The organism is Flavobacterium sp. (assembly GCF_027484205.1).
In the GTDB taxonomy this organism is placed as follows: Bacteria; Bacteroidota; Bacteroidia; order Flavobacteriales; family Flavobacteriaceae; genus Flavobacterium.
Map to the genome: position 1 here is coordinate 263,460 of NZ_JAIXUB010000025.1, position 19,713 is coordinate 283,172.

Below are 19,713 nucleotides of genomic sequence, written 5' to 3' on the forward strand. Positions count from 1 at the left end.
ATGAAATATTTTAAATTACTACTCTTATTATTTGTCATTCAAACGCAAGCGCAACAAGGCGGAATGTGGATTCCATCGATGTTAAAAGGAATGAACGAAGGCGAAATGAAAACTTTAGGAATGAAAATTTCTGCGGAACAAATTTATTCCATAAATAAATCGAGTTTGAAAGATGCTGTTCCTCATTTTGATGGCGGTTGTACTGCCGAAGTAATTTCAGACAAAGGATTGATTTTGACCAATCACCACTGTGGTTTTGACAATATTCAAAGTCACTCAACAGTAGAACATGACTATTTAACCAATGGTTTTTGGGCTTACAAAATGGAAGAGGAATTACCAAATAAAGATTTGGAAGTTACATTTGTAGTAAAAATTGAAGATGTAACTTCGAAAGTAGTAGAAGGTATTGCAAGTTTAACTTCGGAAGCCGAAAAACAAAAGAAAATTCAACAAAACATTTCGGAATTAGTTAAAAATTCTCCTAAAGAAACTTGGCAAGAAAATCGTGTAAAAACATTTTATGACGGAAATCAATACCTATTATTTGTAGTAGAAAGCTATAAGGATGTGCGATTGGTTGGTGCACCGCCAAGTTCAATTGGTAAATTTGGTTCGGATACTGATAATTGGGTTTGGCCAAGACACACAGGAGATTTTTCTTTATTCAGAATTTATGCTGATAAAAACAATCGTCCAGCAGCATATTCTGTTGATAATGTTCCCTACAAACCAAAACATTTCTTCCCAATTTCGATTTCAGGTTTAAAAGAAAACGATTTTACCATGGTAATGGGTTATCCAGGAAGAACTACAGAATATTTACCTTCAGTTGCTGTGAATCAAATTGTTGAAACTTTAAATCCTGCAAAAGTAGAAATTCGTGACGCAGCTTTGAAAGTTCAAGATCGTTTTATGAGAAAAGATCAAGCTATCAAAATTCAATATGCAGCAAAATATGCTTCAGTTGCAAATTATTGGAAAAAATGGATGGGAGAAACTAAAGGTTTGAAAAAAGCCAATGCAGTTGCTGCCAAACAAAAATTTGAAAAAGACTTTCAAGAAAAAGTGGTAAAAGCTGGTAAACAAGCTGAATATGGAAATTTACTTTCCGAATTTGAAAAAAATTATACTGAAATTAAAGATTATGCTTTAGCAAGAGATTATTTTTCTGAAGTTGCTTTAAGAAACACCGAACTACTTTCTGTTGGTTATAAATTGTATCAATTAGAACAACTTTTAAATTCAAAAGGTGAACAAGCTTTTAACGATAGAAAAACAAATTTATCTAACGGAATAGTTGATTTTTATAAAGATTATAATGCAGAGGTTGATAAAAACGTATTTGAACAACTAATCAATTTATACGCAACAAAATCACCGAAACAATTTTTACCAGAAAGTTTGAACAATATTAATGCATCACAATTAACAACTGATATTTTTACCAATTCAAAATTAACTTCTTTAGAAAAATTTATATCGTTACTAGAAGGTGATTCAAAATCAGTAATTGAAAAAATAAATGCAGATAAAGGATATCAATTAATTAAATCAATGGCAGATGCTTATTCAAGTAAAGTTTCTCCTAAATATGATGAAATAAATTTGAAAAATATTGCTTTGCAAAGAACATATATGAAAGCAATTTTAGAATTAAGCCCTAAATCGGCTCGAATTTTTCCTGATGCTAACAGTACTTTGCGAGTAACTTACGGAAAAATTAAAGGTTATAAACCTAACGACGCTGTTTATTACGAGCCATTTACAACATTAGATGGTGTTATGGAAAAATATGTTCCAGGTGATTATGAATTTGATGTTCCTCAAAAATTAATTGATTTGTACAACACTAAAGATTATGGTATTTATGGTGTAAATGGTAAAATGCCTGTTTGTTTTATAGCTACAAATCACACAACAGGAGGAAATTCTGGAAGTCCAGCATTAGATAAAAACGGAAATTTAATTGGCTTGAATTTTGATAGAGTTTGGGAAGGAACTATGAGTGATATTTACTATTCTCCAGACATTTGTAGAAACATTATGGTAGATTCAAGGTATATTTTATTCATTATTGATAAGTATGCAGGTGCAAAAAACATCATTAATGAATTGAAAATCATACAACCAATGAAGAAAAAATAAATAATTTATTTTTTCTAGTTTGGCACGGAATTTGTAAACAATAAAAACGGAATTCAAAGAGAAATTTTTAAAAAAAGTTAAATAAAAGTTTTTCCGATTAAAAAAATTTATATCTTTGCTCCGAATTAATAATTAACCTTTTATATTAAATTAAGATGAAAAAAGTATTTTTAAGTTTAGCTGTTGTTGCTGCATTAACTGTAGTATCTTGTAAAAATGCATCTGAGAACGCTGAAGCTGCTGCTGATTCTGCTGTAGTTGCTGTTGATTCTGCTGCTACTGAAGCTGTTGAAACTGTTGATTCTGCTGCTACTGCTGCTACTGATTCAGTTGCTGCTGCTGCTGAAGGAGCTGCTGAAAAAGTTGAAGCTGCTGCTGAAGAAGTGAAAAAATAATTAAAACCTAGTTTTTAATTTTAAGCTCTGCATTGCAGGGCTTTTTTTTTGATGTTAATTACCAAAAACATCTTCCGCAGATGGAAAAACAAAGTCTTGGTTAGTAAAATCTAGTATTTCAGACTTTGAAATGGTTCTTATAATTTCATCAATCCCTTTTTGAAGTAAAAAAGGTGTAGTATATTTTCTGCTAACAGCAATCTCTTTTTCATTCAAGATAATTTTGAAATACATCTTACCGTTTTTTGATTTGAATTTCATAAAGAAAATATTTTCAACATTTTTTTTCAAAAACTCAATATCATCTTCACATTCAAAACGCAGCTCAAAATCATTACTAATAAATATCGCCTTACCTTTTCTAGAAGTAAATTCATATTTATAATATCCATTTTGACGTTTACTGATTACGAATGTTCCCATACTAAGAAAAACTAAAATAAAATGTATTAAAATTCTATAAAAAACAAAAAACCGTAAACAATAATAATAAAGTTTACGGTTTTTTTGTACTCAAGGCGGGACTTGAACCCGCACGAACTAATGTTCACTGGATTTTAAGTCCAGCGTGTCTACCAATTCCACCACTCGAGCATTGCCATTTGAATAAATCAAACGTTATAAGTAGTTGAGCGAAAAACGGGGCTCGAACCCGCGACCTCGACCTTGGCAAGGTCGCGCTCTACCAACTGAGCTATTTTCGCATTATCAAATTTTGTAAGAACAACAATACTTGTTCCGTATTGCGGATGCAAATGTAACATTAAAATTCAATTATACAAACGTTTTTTATAAAAAAATACCAATAAAAACTTAACCTATTGAAAACCTATTTGTTACTTTTTTAACAACATTCGTTTTATTTCATTAAGCTTCATTAATGCTTCTACAGGAGTTAATGTATTGATGTCTAAACCTAGTATTTCCTCTTTAATTTCTTCCAATAACGGATCGTCTAAATTAAAAATACTCAATTGCATCTCATCTTTAGCTGATTGAATTCCATGTAAAGCATCACTCGAATGATTTTTTTCAAGTTTCTTTAAAAGTTTTTGGGCTTTTTGAATTACAGTTTGTGGCATTCCAGCCATTTTTGCAACATGAATTCCAAAACTGTGAGCGCTTCCTCCTTTAACTAATTTTCTTATAAAAAGTACATTATCCTTTAGTTCCTTAACTGAAACATTATAATTTTGTATTCGCGGAAGCTTTTCAGTCATTTCATTCAATTCATGATAATGTGTTGCAAAAAGCGTTTTTGGTCGAGCAGGATTTTCATGTAAAAACTCGGCAATTGCCCATGCAATAGAAATACCGTCATAAGTACTTGTTCCACGACCAATTTCATCTAAAAGCACCAAACTTCTGTCGGAAATATTATTCAAAATAGACGCGGTTTCATTCATTTCTACCATAAAAGTAGATTCGCCCATCGAAATGTTATCGCTTGCTCCTACTCTTGTAAATATTTTATCTACAACTCCCATTCTTACAGCTTCTGCCGGCACAAAACATCCCATTTGAGCAAGTAACACAATTAATGCTGTTTGTCTCAAAATAGCCGATTTCCCTGACATATTTGGACCGGTAATCATAATTAGTTGCTGGGTTTCTCTGTCTAAATAAACATCATTGGCAATATAAGGAACACCAACAGGAAGTTGTTTTTCAATAACAGGATGACGACCGTTTGTAATTTCTAATTCGAAAGTATCGTCAATAATTGGACAAACATAATTATTCTCGATTGCTAACTGCGTAAAAGAAGTTAAGCAATCTAACTGAGCAACTAAGTTAGCATTCAATTGAACTGGTTTAATATATGTTGCAATCCAATTGACTAATTGCTCAAAAAGTTGGCTTTCTATTTGATGTATCTTTTCTTCAGCACCAAGAATTTTAGTTTCATATTCTTTTAATTCCTCTGTAATGTATCGTTCCGCATTTACTAAAGTTTGCTTTCTAATCCATTCTGTTGGAACTTTATCTTTATGCGTATTTCTTACTTCAATATAATATCCAAAAACATTATTGAACGATATTTTTAAAGAGGAAATACCTGTAGCTTCAGATTCTCTTTTTTCTATTCCTTCTAAAAATTCTTTTCCTGAAAAAGCAATACTTCTTAGTTCATCTAATTCGGCATGAACTCCTGTTGCAATAGCATTCCCTTTAGAAATAGCAACTGGCGCATCTTGATTTAAAGTTGTTTTTATCTTTTCACGAAGTAAATCGCAGCTATGAAAACTATCACCAATAATACGAACAGCTTCTTGTTTGCTTTCTAAAGCCAATGTTTTTATTGGAATTATTGCATCTAAAGATGCTGCCAAATAAATTACTTCTCTTGGAGAGACTTTTCCTGTGGCAATTTTAGAAATCAGTCGTTCTAAATCGGAAATCTGCTTTATTTGATATTGTATTTTTTGGAGTATTTCTTGATTTTCTTTCAAATAAGTAACCACTTCATGGCGACTTCTTATTTTATTAGCATCTTTCAAAGGCAATGCTAACCAACGTTTCAACAATCGTCCACCCATTGGCGAAAGCGTTTTGTCAATAACATCTAATAGTGTAACAGCATTGGGATTATAACTATGATACAACTCTAAATTTCTGATAGTAAATCGATCCATCCAAACATAAGCGTCTTCCGCAATTCTTTGAATGCTAGTAATATGCTGAACTCTATTGTGTTGTGTTTCTGATAAATAATATAAAATCGCACCTGAAGCAATAATTCCTTCTTGCAATTCCTCAACTCCAAAACCTTTTAAGGAATTAGTTTGAAAATGATTTACTAATGTTTCGAAAGCATAATCCTCTTGATACACCCAATCTTCAAGGTAGAATGTATTAAAATCTTCTCCAAAACTTTCTTTAAATTGATTTCGATTATTCTTTTGAATTAAAATTTCACTTGGACTAAAATTTTGAAGTAACTTATCGATATATTCCTCATTTCCTTGAGCTGTTAAAAATTCTCCAGTTGAAACATCTAAAAAGGAAACTCCCAATTGTTTTTTTCCAAAATAAACCGAGGCTAGAAAGTTATTTGATTTAGATTGCAAAACCTCATCATTCATTGCAACACCAGGAGTTACTAACTCTGTAACACCACGTTTAACAATAGTTTTAGTCATTTTTGGATCTTCAAGTTGGTCACAAATTGCAACTCGAAGTCCTGCTTTAACTAATTTTGGCAAATAGGTATTAATAGAATGATGCGGAAAACCTGCCAAAGCAGTTTCAGTTTCAGAACCTGCACCACGCTTTGTAAGTGTAATACCAAGAATTTTTGAAGCACGAATAGCATCTTCCCCAAAAGTTTCATAAAAATCTCCAACTCTAAACAATAAGCAAGCATCAGGATATTTTCTTTTTATCTCGTTATATTGCTTCATTAACGGCGTTTCTTTCGGGCTTTTATCTTTAGATGACAATGAAAATTTGATTTAAAATTAGCTTACGAATTTAATTATTTAATATTAATTTTTATCATTAACATTTCATTTAATAAAAATTTAAGCTTCATTGTGATTGTGGTACATTTTTTTATATAAATTTGTCTTGTTAAATTATTAATTTTTATAAAAATGAAAAAAATATTACTAGTTGCTGTATTGGTTGTTTTTGGAATAACAACATCAAATGCACAAACAAAAACTAAAGCAAAATCTAAAAAAGCAGTTGCTGCTAAAGTGGTAACTCCAAAAGTTGAAGGTGCTGGAATGGTTTTCGAAAGCGAAACTATTGATTATGGTACTATTCAACACAATGCTGATGGAAAAAGAGAGTTTGTATTCACAAATAATGGAAACAAACCACTTATCATCACTAGTGCTACAGGTTCATGTGGATGTACAGTTCCAACTTACCCGAAAGAACCAATTGCTCCAGGTGCAAAAGCTGTAATTGGAGTTAAATATGCTACTGATAGAGTTGGTGCATTCCAAAAAACAGTTACTTTAAAATCTAATGCTGTTCAAGGAGATACTAAAACATTAACTATTAAAGGAAATGTTTTACCAGACGCACCTGCATCTGAGCCAACAAAAAGTTAAATTTTAAAAAATATATTTTTAAAAGCTTCTGTATTTTTCGGAAGCTTTTTTTTTGGATATATTTGTAAAAAAAAGAAATGCGAAAATTAGAAAATAGTGAACTTGACCGAAAGTCTATTGAAGATTTTAAGCAAGCTGAAAAAACTCCCATTATTATTATTCTTGATGACATAAGAAGTTTACATAATATTGGTTCAGTATTTAGAACCTCTGACGCATTTTTGATTGAAAAAATATACCTCTGCGGAATAACAGCAACACCTCCAAACAAAGAAATTCATAAAACCGCACTCGGAGCAACCGAAACAGTAACTTGGGAACACCATAAAAATGTTATTGAAGTTATTGAAAATTTAAAAAAAGAAGGGACTTCTGTTTATGCTATAGAACAAGTTGAAAATGCTATTTTCTTAAATGATTTTAAAGCTGAAAAAAATAAAAAATACGCTTTAGTGTTTGGGAATGAAGTGTTTGGTGTTTCACAAGAAGCAATTAAAATTTGTCACGGAACCATTGAAATTCCACAATTAGGAACAAAACATTCACTTAACATTTCTGTAAGTACGGGAATCGTAGTTTGGGATTTATTTCAAAAAATCAAAAATTTATAATGTATAAAAAGTATATTTCTTCTAGAATTTTTATCTTATTTTTCTTTGTTCATGGAATCATTTTAGCTCAAACAACAAATGTAGCTCCAATTTTAAATGCAACAGGAAATCAAGTTTATTGTCCAGAAATTCCTATGAAGATAGTAACTAATATGTCGATCATCGATCCTGATGACAGTGGTATTGATGCAATTTATATTCAAATTTCTTCTGGTTATGTAAACGGGCAAGATGTTTTATCACTTTCTGGCATACATCCAACAATATCAAGCTCTTGGGATGCTTTAACTGGAAAATTAACTCTATCTGGTGTAGCTTCTGTTCAACCAACTTATGTTGCATTGATTGCAGCAATTGAAGATGTTGAGTTTTATAATAGTTCAACCAATCCTTCTGGCACAAGAACTTTTTCAATCACTGTTGGACAAGCCAATTATTTACCTTCAAACCAACATTATTACCAATACATACCCAATATTGGTGTTACATGGTCAAATGCAAAAATTTTAGCCGATAGCAGCTTTTATTATGGTTTACAAGGATATTTAGCTACCATTACCGCCGCAGATGAAGCTCAACTTTCTGGTGAACAAGCAGCTGGAGCAGGTTGGATTGGAGGAAGTGATTCTGAAACAGAAGGTGTTTGGAAATGGATGACTGGACCTGAAACTGGAAACAATTTTACTTTTACACTTTGGAACACAGGCGAACCAAACAGCGCAGGAGACGAAGATTATACTCATGTCACTGCTCCAGGTGTTGGAATTCCTGGCTCATGGAATGATATATCAAATACAGGAGCATCAAGTGGTCTGTATCAACCAAAAGGTTATATTGTCGAATATGGTGGAACTCCAGGTGATCCTGTTTTACAAATTTCAACGAGCACCACAATAACAATGCCTTCGATTACTTCAACAACTTCTTCTATAATTTGTGGAAATGGAAGTGTCACGCTACAAGCAACTTCTTCAACTGGAACCGTAAATTGGTTTTCTGATGCTGTTGGTGGTGTTTTAATTTCAACTGGAACAAGTTTTACAACTCCAGCACTTTCCTCAACGACAACTTATTATGTAAACGCTTCTCCAAGTGGTTGTTTAACTGGAAATCGAACCGCTGTAGTAGCAACCATAAATGAAATTCCTGTAATCTCGGCGACAATTCCATTACCTATTTGTAGTGAAAATACGGCTACGCTTTCTGCTTCAACTACTGTTGGAACAATAAGTTGGTATGCATCAATGACAAGTTCTTCTGTTTTAGCAACAGGAACTTCATTTTCAACATCTACGTTAAATAATACAACAACTTTCTATGCTGAAGCTAATAATAATGGCTGTCTTTCAGATAGAATTTCAGTTACTGTGATTGTAAATCCGCTTCCAAATGTTAGTGATGAAAGTTTTGAAATTTGCGAAAATGACTCATTAATTCTGAATGCTGGAATTACTGGAATGAGTTACTTATGGTCAACTGGAGCAACAACTCAAAGCATTTTACATACTGGTTTAAACAACTATTCAGTGATAATTACAAATTCAAATAATTGTTCAAAAACTAAAAATTTTACAATTAATCAATTTCTTGCACCTGAAATTTTAGAAATTCAAACCAACAATTTAACTGCCACAATAATTACAACACAACTTGGAGATTTTGAATATTCTATTGATGGAATTAATTATCAAGATTCTAATGTTTTTACTCTTGAAGAAGGCGGACTTTATAAAGCATACGTTAGAGAAGTGCATGATTGTGGATTAGATTCTGAAAATTTTATTATTATATCAGTTCCACAATTTTTTAGTCCAAATGGTGATGGTATAAATGACACTTGGTATGTTAAAGGATTAATTCATTTTCCAAAATCTGAATTGAAAATTTTTGATAGATTTGGAAAATTAATTACCATTCTAAACAGAAATAACACAAGTTGGGATGGTTTTTACAATGGAAAACAATTAATTTCTGATGATTATTGGTTTGTTTTTAAAACTGATGAAAATTCAACTGAAACTAAAGGTCATTTTTCAATGATTCGTTAATTCAATTTCTTCTTAATTTCATCAAGAATAAAAATATAATCTTCTTGGTTTTTTACAAAATCTCTGTCCGAAACATCTACTATAAGTACGTTTAAATCTTTCTGAGTTTTGATGTAATCGAGATATCCATTATTAATTTTTTCTAAGTAATCTGCTGGAATTTCTTGTTCGTAACTTCTTCCTCTTCTTTTGATATTTGCCAATAATCGCTCGGTGTTTTGATACAAATAAACATACAAATCGGGCTTTGGCATTTCTTTATAAATGATATCAAAAAGCGTTTTGTACAAACGATATTCATCTTCTGCCAACGTTACTTTAGCAAAAATTAAAGATTTAAAAATATGATAATCAGCAATTATAAAATCTTTAAACAAATCAAATTGTGCTAAATCATCGGATATTTGTTGGTATCTATCTGCTAAAAAAGACATTTCTAACGGAAAAGCATATCGGTTTTGATCTTTATAAAATTTAGGCAAAAACGGATTATCTGCAAATCGTTCTAAAACTGTTTTAGCATTAAAATCTTCTGCTAATTTAGAAACCAAAGTTGTTTTCCCTGCGCCAATATTTCCTTCTATAGCAATATAGTTAAAATCGTCAAAATTAATTTTATGCAAAGGTGCATTCAGTTTTGAAATCTTAACACAATTACCTTCATCTTCACAATCTTTTAAAATATGTGAAATTGATCTTTGAGAAATGGGATGTGTCCAATCGGGAAGAATTTCCTTCATCGGTAACAAAACAAAAAGTCGGTCTTGTAGATGTTTGTGCGGAATTTGTAATGCTTCAGATTCAATAATTTCATCATCAAAAGAAATCATATCAACATCAATAACTCTTGGTTGATATTCAGAACTTTCTGTTCGAACTCTACCCAACCTTTTTTCAACTTTCAAAATGTTTTTCAAAAGCTTTTGCGAATTTTTATGCGTATGAATTAAAACTGCACAATTGTAAAAAGAATCACTAGAAAAACCCCAAGAATCAGATTCAAATAAAGAAGAAACCTTTACTACAGTTCCAACTTCTTGGTGCAATAAATCAATGCAACGCTCAATGTTTTCAAGACGATTACCTTGATTACTGCCTAGGGAAAGTATAACTTGATGCTGGTGATTCATATTTGGCAAAATAACTAAAAGAATTTTAGAATTGAAGTATATTTGTGCCTTGTGTTGATAACTATTTTTATTTTACAATTAATCAAATGGTTTGTAACAAATTATATTTTTCAACTACTAATTAATAAAAAATTAAAACTATGAGATTTTTAGGAAATGTATTAGCCACAATTGTTGGACTATTTATTTTTTGCATGATTTTCTTCTTCGGAATTATCTTAATTGGAGCCATTGCTGGCAGCGGAGATTCTGAAACTGTTACAGTTCAAAGCAATTCAGTAATCGAATTGGATTTATCAAAAGTCAATTACGATTATGCAGGTAAAACTAATTATGACGACATGCCTTTTTTGAATGATAAAGACAAACACAATGGATTATTTGATATAATTAATGCTATCGAATATGCCAAAACTGATTCCGATATTAAAGGAATTTCGATTGTAAACAATTTTTCAAATCTTGGAATTGCTCAAACCAAAGCGTTGCGTGATGCCTTAGAAGATTTTAAAAAATCAGGTAAATTTATCTATTCTTATGCCGATGTTTATTCGCAAAAAGATTATTATTTGAATTCGGTTGCCAATGCTATTTATTTAAATCCAATTGGAGAATTAGAATTCAAAGGTTTATCAGCCGAATTGATGTTCTTTAAAGATTTACAAGAAAAATCGGGTGTAAAAATGGAAGTCATTCGCCACGGAAAATATAAAAGTGCGGTTGAACCATTTTTGGAAAATAAAATGAGTGATGCCAATAGAGAACAAACTACTCAACTATTAACTTCCGTATGGAATTCTGTAGTTACTGATGTAGCTTCAAGCAGAAAATTATCAGTTGAACGATTAAATCAAGTTGCCGATGGACTTTTAGCAAGAACACCACAAATGGCAAAAGCCGAAAAATTAATCGACGTAATTGCTTATGAAGATGTTTATCATAACGATATTAAAAAAGCTTTAAAAGTGGCATCTGATGAAGATTATGAAAGTGTTTCTATTGAAGATTATGCTGAAAAAGTGGCTTCAACATCAACAGATTATTCTAACAAAGATAAAATTGCAATTATTTATGCACAAGGTGAAATTGGTAGCGGTGAAGGCGATGTAAACTTGATTGGTGAAGGTGCAATGCGTCGTTCCTTGCAAGAAGCTCGAAATGATAAAAATGTAAAATCAGTAGTGTTAAGAATCGATTCGCCAGGCGGAAGTGCTTTAACATCGGAATTGATTTGGAGAGAAATTGAATTGACTAAAAAAGTAAAACCAGTTGTGGTTTCAATGGGAAACTATGCCGCTTCTGGTGGATATTACATTGCTTGTAATGCTAACAAAATTTTTGCTGAAGCCAATACAATTACAGGTTCGATTGGAGTTTTTGGAGTTTTACCAAACTTTACCGTTGCAGCAGATAGAATTGGTTTAGATATTGAACAAGTAAAAACTCATACTAACGCAGCAGGTTACAGCCCATTTATGCCATTAGATGAAAACTATCGTGGTTTTGCCCAAGAAGGAGTTGAACACATTTATTCTACTTTTGTAAACAGAGTTTCTGCAGGAAGAAAATTAACTTTCGATCAAGTTGATGCTATTGGTCAAGGTAGAGTTTGGAGTGGTCAAGATGCTTTAAAAATTGGTTTAGTTGACAAAATTGGCGGAATGGATGAAGCTATAAAAGAAGCAGCTAAACTTGGAAAAACAACAAAATATAGAATTCAAAATTTCCCTGAATTTGAAAAAAGTTTTGAAGATGTTTTAGCACAATTTGGATTTGCACAATCGCGTCAAGCTATTATAAAAGAAGAAATTGGAGAGCAAAATTATAAAGTGCTTCAACAAATAAAACAAATGACCAACCAAAAAGGCGTTCAAGCAAGAATGGCTTATGAGTTGAAAATTAATTAATCAAAATAAATGATTTCATAAATTTGATAGTAAAAATAAAAGATATTATCGGTGGAATTTTTATAGTAATTTTTATAAGCTACTTTACTTTTTTATTTTATGATTCAACAAAAAGAATATATGAAGATGAAGTTCAAGACACAATAATTGACAAAAAAAGTAATAGTAAACTTGGTCATGAATTTTTATTGTCAAGAGAAAAAATTTATACAAGTTTCTTTTCAGATGATTCCGATCAGATAAAAATTGGAGATTCAATTTTTAAAAATTCCAATTCTACTGAATATAAAATATATAGAAAAGATTCAGATTCAAATACAAGAATTTATTGTAAGAGTATTTTTATAAAAAAAGATTTATTATTCTATGATTTTATTGTCAAAGAAGATTAAAAATTTATATCCGTTCAAAAAATATTTGAGCGGATTTTTTTATTTGTAAAAGTGTTTCTACATCAAGCAAATTATGAAACATTTTATGAAAATTTTACAAACTAAAACAATCCTAAAACACTAAATTTGTTTCATATAGTAATAAGGCAAGGTATTTGCTTTATAATAGTCGAATAAATAGTAAATCATCATGGTAAAGAAAATTTTAAAAATCGTTGGAATTGTATTGTTGTTATTAATTGTCTCAGCATTTGCAATTCCGTATCTATTTGAAGACCAAATCAAAGCTAAAATTCTAAAATCTATTAACGAAAGCGTTGATGCTAAAGTGGCTTTTACTGATGCTGATTTAAGTTTATTCAAAAGTTTTCCAAATGCGAATGTGGCTATGGAAAATTTATCCATTGTAAACAAAGCACCATTTGAAGGCGATACTTTAGTTTCATTCAAAGAACTAAATTTAAAAATGTCGGTGATGGAACTTTTTAATGGCGATAACGAACCTTTAAATATCGATGCTATTTCCTCCAAAAACGGATTAATTAATATCATTTTCAATAAAGATGGCGTTGGAAATTTCGATATTGCTTTAAAAAATCAAGACCAAAAAACGGATGATGGAAAAAGTAAACCACTTTCTTTAAAAATTAAAGAATATGATGTTGAAAATTTCAAATTCAAATATTTTGATGAATCGTCAAAAATTTCGATGGTTCTTGACAGCATCAATCACTCTGGAACTGGCGATTTTTCGAATGATGTTTTAGATTTAGATACCAAAACAACTGCTAAAGTTTCGTTGAACATGGACAAAGTAAATTATATGAATAATATAAATGTTTCTTTAGATGCTATTCTCGGAATTGACTTAAAAAACAGCAAATATACTTTCAAAGAAAACAAAGCAAAAATCAACGAATTGCCTCTTGAATTCAACGGATTCATTCAAATGGTTGACGCTGGACAGAACTATGATTTGACTTTCAAAACTCCAACTTCATCATTTAAAAACTTCTTAGGATTAATTCCTTCAGCTTATACAAGTAGTTTGGATAATGTAAAAACTTCTGGTGATTTTACAGTAGCTGGTTTTGCGAAAGGAATGCTAACTGACACAACTGTTCCTAAATTTAATATTGCAATTGCTTCTAATAATGCTTCATTTCAATATCCTAATTTACCAAAATCGGTTAAAAATATTATTATCGACACAAAAATCATCAATGAAACTGGTGTAATGAATGATACTTATGTGAATTTAGACAAATTATCATTCTCAATTGATCAAGATGTTTTTAACGCTAAGGCAAACATAAAAAACGTGGCAACAAATGCATTGGTTGACGCCGCATTGAAAGGAACAATTAATTTAGGAAATCTATCAAAAGCCTATCCTATTAAATTAGAAAAACCACTTTCTGGAATTTTGAAAGCTGATGTAACTACAAAATTTGATATGGCATCGGTTGAAAAAAGTCAATACCAAAACATCAATAATGCTGGAAATATCAACTTAACTGGATTCAAATATGTGGATGAAAACGGTAAATCGATGAACATCAACAGTGCGATTGTTCAATTCAATCCGAGTCGTGTCAATCTTCAAGAATTTAAAGCTACGACAGGAAAAAGCGACATGAACGTGACTGGAGTTTTAGAAAATTTCTACGGATTCATTTTTAGAAATCAGAATTTACAAGGAAATTTCAATTTGAGTTCTAATCAACTTGCGGTTTCCGATTTTATGACCACTGCTGAACCAACCGCTAAAACAGAAACGAAAGCCAAAACAGAAGCCATGAAAATACCTGCTTTTTTGGATTGTTCTCTTACGGCAAAAGCTAATACCGTTTTATATGATAATTTAACTTTGAAAGATGTTTCGGGAAAATTGATTGTAAAAGACCAAGCTGTGACTTTACAAAATATTAAAACCAATATTTTTGGCGGTTCTATTGGTCTGAACGGAATGGTTTCTACCAAAGCAAAAACGCCTACTTTCAACATGAATCTTGGTTTGAATCAAGTGAATATTGCCGACAGTTTTACGCAATTAGATATGTTGAAAAAAATCGCACCAATTGCAGGAATCATTAACGGAAAACTAAATTCAACTATCAAGTTATCTGGAAATTTAGATGCAAATGAAATGACACCTGATTTGAAAACATTATCTGGAGATTTATTAGGTCAATTGTTGTCAACTACTGTAAATTCTAGCAATTCAACCCTTTTAAGTGCTTTAGATTCTAATTTGAATTTTATCGATTTAAAGAAATTAAATTTAAATGACTTGAAAGCGGCTGTCACTTTCAAAGATGGAAAAGTAAACGTAAAACCATTTGATATAAAATACCAAGACATTAAAGTAACTGTTGGCGGAACACATGGTTTTGACCAATTGATGAATTACAATTTAAAGTTTGATGTTCCAGCCAAATATCTTGGAACTGATGTCAATAATTTAATAGCAAAATTAACTCCTGCAAATGCTGCTAAACTTGAAAATATTCCTGTAAATGCAATTCTTGGAGGTTCGTTTACTACACCAAAAATCACTACTGATATCAAAGCAGCAACAACAACTTTAGTAAATAATTTAGTAAAACAACAAAAAGAACAATTGATTGGAAAAGGTAAAAATGAATTGGAAAATCTAATAAACAAGAATAAAAAACCAGGCGATACAACCAAAACTAAAATTCCAACTACAAAAGATGAAATTAAGGAAAAAGCCAAAGATGAAATAAAAAAACAAACCGAAACTAAAACTAAAGATTTACTGAATGGTTTGTTTAAGAAAAAAGAAAAACCTGCAAGTACAACATCTAAAACTCCATAAATTAAGATGCCTTTCGATTTGAAGGGCATTTTTATTTTAAAATTCGAGTAGTTATTTTATAGCTTTTTTCTTTCAATATTTTTATTATATTTGTTCCGTTTGGTGAATAAAATTCATCTTTTTATAACTTTCTTATAATTTAAAAAAAATAAAAATGGGATTACTATCTAACCTAAAATCAATTTTATCCTCTTTAGGAAGTAAAAATTTCGATCCAAATGACATTGAATTTCTAAAAAAAATAATAGCAAATAATTCGATTGACGGAAAATTACTAAATTGGAGTGACGATTCCTATGACAATTGGGATGGTATTACTTGGACTGAAAGCGACCCATTGCAAGTAGAACAAATTGATCTTGAAATTAAAGAAGATGAAGTGCCTTTTTTACATGGTAAAATAGATTTGTCTGGATTTTCTTCTTTGAGGATGTTCGACTGTGTGAACCAAAATATCAATGCGGTAAACTCCAATGGATCACTAAATTTAAAAAAATTAAATTTAGAAAATAATAACATAGAAGCGGTTAATTTGAATGGGACACATAATTTGAAGGAACTTTATTTAGGCAATAATAATCTATCTCAAATAGACCTTACACAGTGCGAAAATTTAGAAGTATTCGGTGCAGATAATAATAATCTTCAAACTATTGATTGTAGCAGAAACAACAATTTGGTTGAGTTGAGCTGCAAAAATAACAATCTAAAATCATTGGACGTAACAAATAATCCCGAACTATTGTATCTATACTGTACAGATAATGAATTATCACAAATTGATTTGTCTAAATCAAAAAAACTTGTTCATTTATGGATTTGTAACAACAAATTTAAAAATGTTGATTTGTCGCTACTTTCAAATTTAGAAGACTTTCATTGTAACAATAATGAAATTGAAAATTTGGACATTTCAAATCTAAAAGAATTAAGACAGTTAAGATGCAATAACAACAAATTAGAACAACTAAATCTCACCAATTTTGAAAGCTTGGAAGATATTGAATGTGAGGACAATAAACTTAAAAAACTTAATATTGAAAACCTACCAAAACTATTCTATTTATTATGTAGTGGTAATGATTTTACTGAAATAACTTTATCAAACGTTTCAGATAAATTAGAAGTTAACTTTAATAAAGTTGATTTTGATTTAGATTCAAAAGTGACCATTCATAAACTCTAAAAACGGTTGTAAAAGGGTTAGTCGATTTGTGAGTTTGATTGTATAGAACTGAAATAAAGTTCAAAAACCAAACTCACAAATTTATTTTCACAACATAACCTTCAAAAGTTCGAACATTAAAAACAGTTCCGTCTTCAAATATTAAATATTGCCCTTTTATTCCGGTTAATTTTCCTGTGAAGTTGGGTGATTTATCTAAATTTAAACTAGTTACTTTTTTAGGATATTCCAAAACTGGAAAATGCATATCATACAAATCTTCTTTTTCTGGATGATAGAATTCCTGTACTTCTTTTGGAATTAGGTATTTCAAATTGGCACGCTCTTTTATTAAATCGGCAACAGGAACTTCATTTTTCAGCATTTTTTGCCAATTGGTTTTATCAGCAAAATGATTTTTTAAGGCAACTTCGGTAATTCCTGCTAAATAACGATTTGGAACCTCAACTATCGGAATGGCTTGTACTGCACCTTGATCAATCCATCGAGTTGGCACTTGCGTTTTTCTAGTTACACCAACTTTCACTTCACTAGATAAAGCTAAATACACAATATGTGGTTGCAATTGTACGCGTTTTTCATATTCTAAATCTCTATCTTCAATGTCTAAATGCGCTGTTGATAATTCGGGTTTCATAATCCAATCACCTGCAGATGCACTACTCATAAAGCAATCGTAACAAAATCCTTGACGGAAAATTTTCTTTTTCTTACCACATTCCAAACATTGATAGCCTAGAAAATTAATTTCTAACGATTTATTTAACAACTGATTCAAATGAAGAAAACTATTTTCAAATACCAAATAATACTGAATTGGATTAGAAAACTCGGTTTGCATTTTGGTGAGAACGCCTTCGTATTGCATGATTGATTTTAATTAAGAAGCGAAAATTACAATAAATTTACTATTTTAGCGTAAATATAGATGTTATGTTACTTTAAAACCAATTCTGATTATGAAAAATCTCTTTATTATAATAACTTTTATATTTCTAAATTCATTTACAATTAAATCGGAATCTAATGTACTTCCTGATGGCCATTATTCCGCTATTTTAGATGATGAATTCAAAAAAAAGGAATTGAATGATTTTGAGTTTTTGATTCAAAACGGTAAATTCACCATAAAAATAGATGATAAATTTGAAGCTCTAGAAATGGAATGGCTAGATGAAAATTCTTTCGTAGTAAAAGGTTATACTGAACCAAAATCACCAAATGAATTTGAAAAAAAATTATTAAAAGACAACAGACCAACATTCAATATTGTAAAAAATGTTGATAATGAATATTATTTTACTCTAGGACAAGAATCAGATAAAAGTCCAATTATTTCTGGGAAATTTATAAAATCATTAAATAGTAAATAGTCCTTTTAAATGGTAAAACAAACATAATACCATAGTGGTTAAATAATTTTAAATCAATTTTAAATTCATAATTCTTAATTCAAAATCATGCCTTTTCCTATAATTAATTCTATCGCATCTTGGGTTTTGAAGCAGCGCATTCATCAGATTGAGTTGTTTCTTAAATACCCTAATGAAGTTCAGGATGAGTTACTTATGAATTTGATTCGCAATTGTGAAGAAACAGTTATCGGAAAAAAATACGATTTTGAATCGATAAGAAATTACAAAACATTTACAGAAAGAGTTCCTGTTTCTACCTACGAAGAATTAGAGCCAATGATTGAACTCACTCGGAAAGGTGCACAAAACGTTTTTTGGAACACACCTATAAAATGGTTTGCAAAATCGAGCGGTACGACTAATGCAAAAAGTAAATTTATTCCAGTAAGTAATGAAGCTTTAGAAGATTGTCACTACAAAGGCAGTAAAGATTTGTTGTGTATGTATTTGAACAATAACGAAAATTCAGAGATGTTTCTGGGTAAAAGTTTGCGTCTTGGTGGTAGTTCACAGATATATGAAAACAACAATACTTCTTTTGGAGATTTATCAGCAATATTGATAGAGAATATGCCAATGTGGGCCGAATTCAGTAGTACGCCAAGCAATAAAGTTTCATTAATGAGCGAATGGGAATCTAAATTAACTGCCATTATTAACGAAACTAAAAAAGAAAACGTAACTAGTTTTGCTGGTGTTCCATCATGGATGTTAGTTTTATTGAATCGAATTTTGACAGAAACCAACAATTCTAATTTGATGGAATTGTGGCCAAGTTTGGAAGTATATTTCCATGGTGGCGTTAATTTTGAACCTTATCGTGAGCAATATCAAAAGATTATTCCGAATAGTGATTTTAAATTTTATGAAATTTATAATGCTTCCGAAGGATTTTTTGCTATTCAGGATTTGAATTATTCGAATGATTTATTGTTGATGTTGGATTATGGTATTTTTTACGAATTCATTCCGATGGATACTTTTGGAACACCTAACCAACGTATTGTTCGTTTAGCTGATGTTGAACTGTTTAAAAATTATGCTATTGTAATCACAACTAATTCAGGATTATGGCGTTATATGATTGGCGATACGGTAAGATTTACTTCTTTAAAACCTTACAGAATTAGAGTTTCTGGAAGAACGAAACATCATATTAATGTTTTTGGTGAAGAGTTGATGGTTGAAAATACCGATCAAGCTATTGCCAAAACGTGTTCGGAATTACATTGTGAAGTTATCGATTATACCGTTGCTCCTATTTTCATGAAAGGAAAAGAAAAAGGTGCGCACGAATGGATGATTGAATTTAAAAAACATCCTGAAGATATGGCTCAATTTCAAAAAGTATTGGACGAAACTTTGCAAACGGTTAATTCCGATTATGAAGCCAAACGCTACAATAACATGACATTAAACCAATTGAAAATAAATGTTGCTCGTGAAAATTTATTTTATGATTGGTTAAAAGAGCAAGATAAATTAGGTGGACAACACAAAATACCTAGATTGTCTAACGAACGTGATTATTTGGAACAGTTGATTGGGATGCAGACAGTTGTGAATTCAAAATGA

At 30.7% G+C, this 19,713-nt stretch carries 15 protein-coding genes and 2 tRNA genes; 11 read left to right on the plus strand and 6 right to left on the minus strand.

Going from position 1 to position 19,713, the window contains the following annotated elements:
• The gene (locus tag Q0049_RS13665; protein ID WP_298120826.1) at positions 1-2,148 is read left to right on the plus strand and encodes a S46 family peptidase; all 2,148 of its coding nucleotides are present in this window, start codon (positions 1-3) and stop codon (positions 2,146-2,148) included.
• 155 nt (positions 2,149-2,303) lie between these two features.
• Positions 2,304-2,543, plus strand: coding sequence for a hypothetical protein (locus Q0049_RS13670; RefSeq protein WP_298120828.1), 240 nt, complete (start codon positions 2,304-2,306; stop codon positions 2,541-2,543).
• A 54-nt stretch (positions 2,544-2,597) separates the two neighbouring features.
• Here Q0049_RS13670 and Q0049_RS13675 read toward each other — a convergent pair whose 3' ends face one another.
• From Q0049_RS13675 to mutS, 4 genes are all read right to left on the minus strand, one after another.
• Positions 2,598-2,966, minus strand: coding sequence for a DUF1508 domain-containing protein (locus tag Q0049_RS13675; RefSeq protein WP_298120829.1), 369 nt, complete (start codon positions 2,964-2,966; stop codon positions 2,598-2,600).
• Between the two features lie 87 nt (positions 2,967-3,053).
• Positions 3,054-3,137: transfer RNA gene (locus Q0049_RS13680), tRNA-Leu, on the minus strand.
• Between the two features lie 37 nt (positions 3,138-3,174).
• Positions 3,175-3,247: transfer RNA gene (locus Q0049_RS13685), tRNA-Gly, on the minus strand.
• Positions 3,248-3,379: 132 nt separating this feature from the next.
• The gene (gene mutS / locus Q0049_RS13690; RefSeq protein WP_298120830.1) at positions 3,380-5,986 is read right to left on the minus strand and encodes a DNA mismatch repair protein MutS; all 2,607 of its coding nucleotides are present in this window, start codon (positions 5,984-5,986) and stop codon (positions 3,380-3,382) included.
• Between the two features lie 153 nt (positions 5,987-6,139).
• On the opposite strand from mutS, the gene Q0049_RS13695 reads away from it, so the two are divergent.
• The 3 genes from Q0049_RS13695 to Q0049_RS13705 all read left to right on the plus strand — a co-directional run bounded on the left by Q0049_RS13695 (position 6,140) and on the right by Q0049_RS13705 (position 9,266).
• Positions 6,140-6,607: a DUF1573 domain-containing protein gene (locus Q0049_RS13695; protein WP_298120832.1), complete on the plus strand. Its 468-nt coding sequence runs from the start codon at positions 6,140-6,142 to the stop codon at positions 6,605-6,607.
• 77 nt (positions 6,608-6,684) lie between these two features.
• Positions 6,685-7,218, plus strand: coding sequence for an RNA methyltransferase (locus tag Q0049_RS13700; RefSeq protein WP_298120834.1), 534 nt, complete (start codon positions 6,685-6,687; stop codon positions 7,216-7,218).
• Positions 7,218-9,266 carry a T9SS type B sorting domain-containing protein gene (locus Q0049_RS13705; protein ID WP_298120836.1) on the plus strand — a complete coding sequence of 683 codons (2,049 nt, stop codon included), beginning with the start codon at positions 7,218-7,220 and terminating at the stop codon, positions 9,264-9,266. The genes Q0049_RS13700 and Q0049_RS13705 overlap by 1 nt, the downstream gene beginning before the upstream one ends.
• Here Q0049_RS13705 and folK read toward each other — a convergent pair.
• Positions 9,263-10,396, minus strand: a complete 1,134-nt coding sequence (folK, locus tag Q0049_RS13710; protein ID WP_298120838.1) for a 2-amino-4-hydroxy-6-hydroxymethyldihydropteridine diphosphokinase — start codon at positions 10,394-10,396, stop codon at positions 9,263-9,265. The genes Q0049_RS13705 and folK overlap by 4 nt on opposite strands.
• Before the next feature lie 140 nt (positions 10,397-10,536).
• On the opposite strand from folK, the gene sppA reads away from it, so the two are divergent.
• The 4 genes from sppA to Q0049_RS13730 all read left to right on the plus strand — a co-directional run bounded on the left by sppA (position 10,537) and on the right by Q0049_RS13730 (position 16,723).
• Positions 10,537-12,303: a signal peptide peptidase SppA gene (gene sppA / locus Q0049_RS13715; protein WP_298120840.1), complete on the plus strand. Its 1,767-nt coding sequence runs from the start codon at positions 10,537-10,539 to the stop codon at positions 12,301-12,303.
• A 23-nt stretch (positions 12,304-12,326) separates the two neighbouring features.
• Entirely contained in the window at positions 12,327-12,695 is a 369-nt protein-coding gene (locus Q0049_RS13720; protein ID WP_298120844.1) for a hypothetical protein, read from the plus strand.
• A 190-nt stretch (positions 12,696-12,885) separates the two neighbouring features.
• On the plus strand, positions 12,886-15,537 hold the full coding sequence (locus Q0049_RS13725) for an AsmA-like C-terminal region-containing protein (protein WP_298120847.1): 2,652 nt from the start codon (positions 12,886-12,888) through the stop codon (positions 15,535-15,537).
• 154 nt (positions 15,538-15,691) lie between these two features.
• The gene (locus tag Q0049_RS13730) at positions 15,692-16,723 is read left to right on the plus strand and encodes a hypothetical protein (protein ID WP_298120848.1); all 1,032 of its coding nucleotides are present in this window, start codon (positions 15,692-15,694) and stop codon (positions 16,721-16,723) included.
• 73 nt (positions 16,724-16,796) lie between these two features.
• On the opposite strand, the gene Q0049_RS13735 is transcribed toward Q0049_RS13730, so the two are convergent.
• A complete protein-coding gene (locus tag Q0049_RS13735) occupies positions 16,797-17,591 on the minus strand; it encodes a DUF2797 domain-containing protein (RefSeq protein ID WP_298120850.1) in 795 nt (264 codons plus the stop codon).
• 91 nt (positions 17,592-17,682) lie between these two features.
• Between Q0049_RS13735 and Q0049_RS13740 the strand changes: the two genes are divergently transcribed.
• Both Q0049_RS13740 and Q0049_RS13745 read left to right on the plus strand, forming a co-directional pair.
• On the plus strand, positions 17,683-18,096 hold the full coding sequence (locus tag Q0049_RS13740) for a hypothetical protein (protein WP_298120852.1): 414 nt from the start codon (positions 17,683-17,685) through the stop codon (positions 18,094-18,096).
• Between the two features lie 87 nt (positions 18,097-18,183).
• Positions 18,184-19,713, plus strand: coding sequence for a GH3 auxin-responsive promoter family protein (locus Q0049_RS13745; RefSeq protein ID WP_298120854.1), 1,530 nt, complete (start codon positions 18,184-18,186; stop codon positions 19,711-19,713).

Excerpts from the sequence above, each read along its gene's own strand:
- Q0049_RS13665 (WP_298120826.1), top strand. The coding sequence starts at position 1 with ATGAAATATTTTAAATTACTACTCTTATTATTTGTCATTCAAACGCAA.
- Q0049_RS13670 (WP_298120828.1), top strand. The coding sequence starts at position 2,304 with ATGAAAAAAGTATTTTTAAGTTTAGCTGTTGTTGCTGCATTAACTGTA.
- Q0049_RS13675 (WP_298120829.1), bottom strand. The coding sequence starts at position 2,966 with ATGGGAACATTCGTAATCAGTAAACGTCAAAATGGATATTATAAATAT.
- Q0049_RS13695 (WP_298120832.1), top strand. The coding sequence starts at position 6,140 with ATGAAAAAAATATTACTAGTTGCTGTATTGGTTGTTTTTGGAATAACA.
- Q0049_RS13700 (WP_298120834.1), top strand. The coding sequence starts at position 6,685 with ATGCGAAAATTAGAAAATAGTGAACTTGACCGAAAGTCTATTGAAGAT.
- Q0049_RS13705 (WP_298120836.1), top strand. The coding sequence starts at position 7,218 with ATGTATAAAAAGTATATTTCTTCTAGAATTTTTATCTTATTTTTCTTT.
- folK (WP_298120838.1), bottom strand. The coding sequence starts at position 10,396 with ATGAATCACCAGCATCAAGTTATACTTTCCCTAGGCAGTAATCAAGGT.
- sppA (WP_298120840.1), top strand. The coding sequence starts at position 10,537 with ATGAGATTTTTAGGAAATGTATTAGCCACAATTGTTGGACTATTTATT.
- Q0049_RS13725 (WP_298120847.1), top strand. The coding sequence starts at position 12,886 with ATGGTAAAGAAAATTTTAAAAATCGTTGGAATTGTATTGTTGTTATTA.
- Q0049_RS13730 (WP_298120848.1), top strand. The coding sequence starts at position 15,692 with ATGGGATTACTATCTAACCTAAAATCAATTTTATCCTCTTTAGGAAGT.
- Q0049_RS13735 (WP_298120850.1), bottom strand. The coding sequence starts at position 17,591 with ATGCAATACGAAGGCGTTCTCACCAAAATGCAAACCGAGTTTTCTAAT.
- Q0049_RS13740 (WP_298120852.1), top strand. The coding sequence starts at position 17,683 with ATGAAAAATCTCTTTATTATAATAACTTTTATATTTCTAAATTCATTT.
- Q0049_RS13745 (WP_298120854.1), top strand. The coding sequence starts at position 18,184 with ATGCCTTTTCCTATAATTAATTCTATCGCATCTTGGGTTTTGAAGCAG.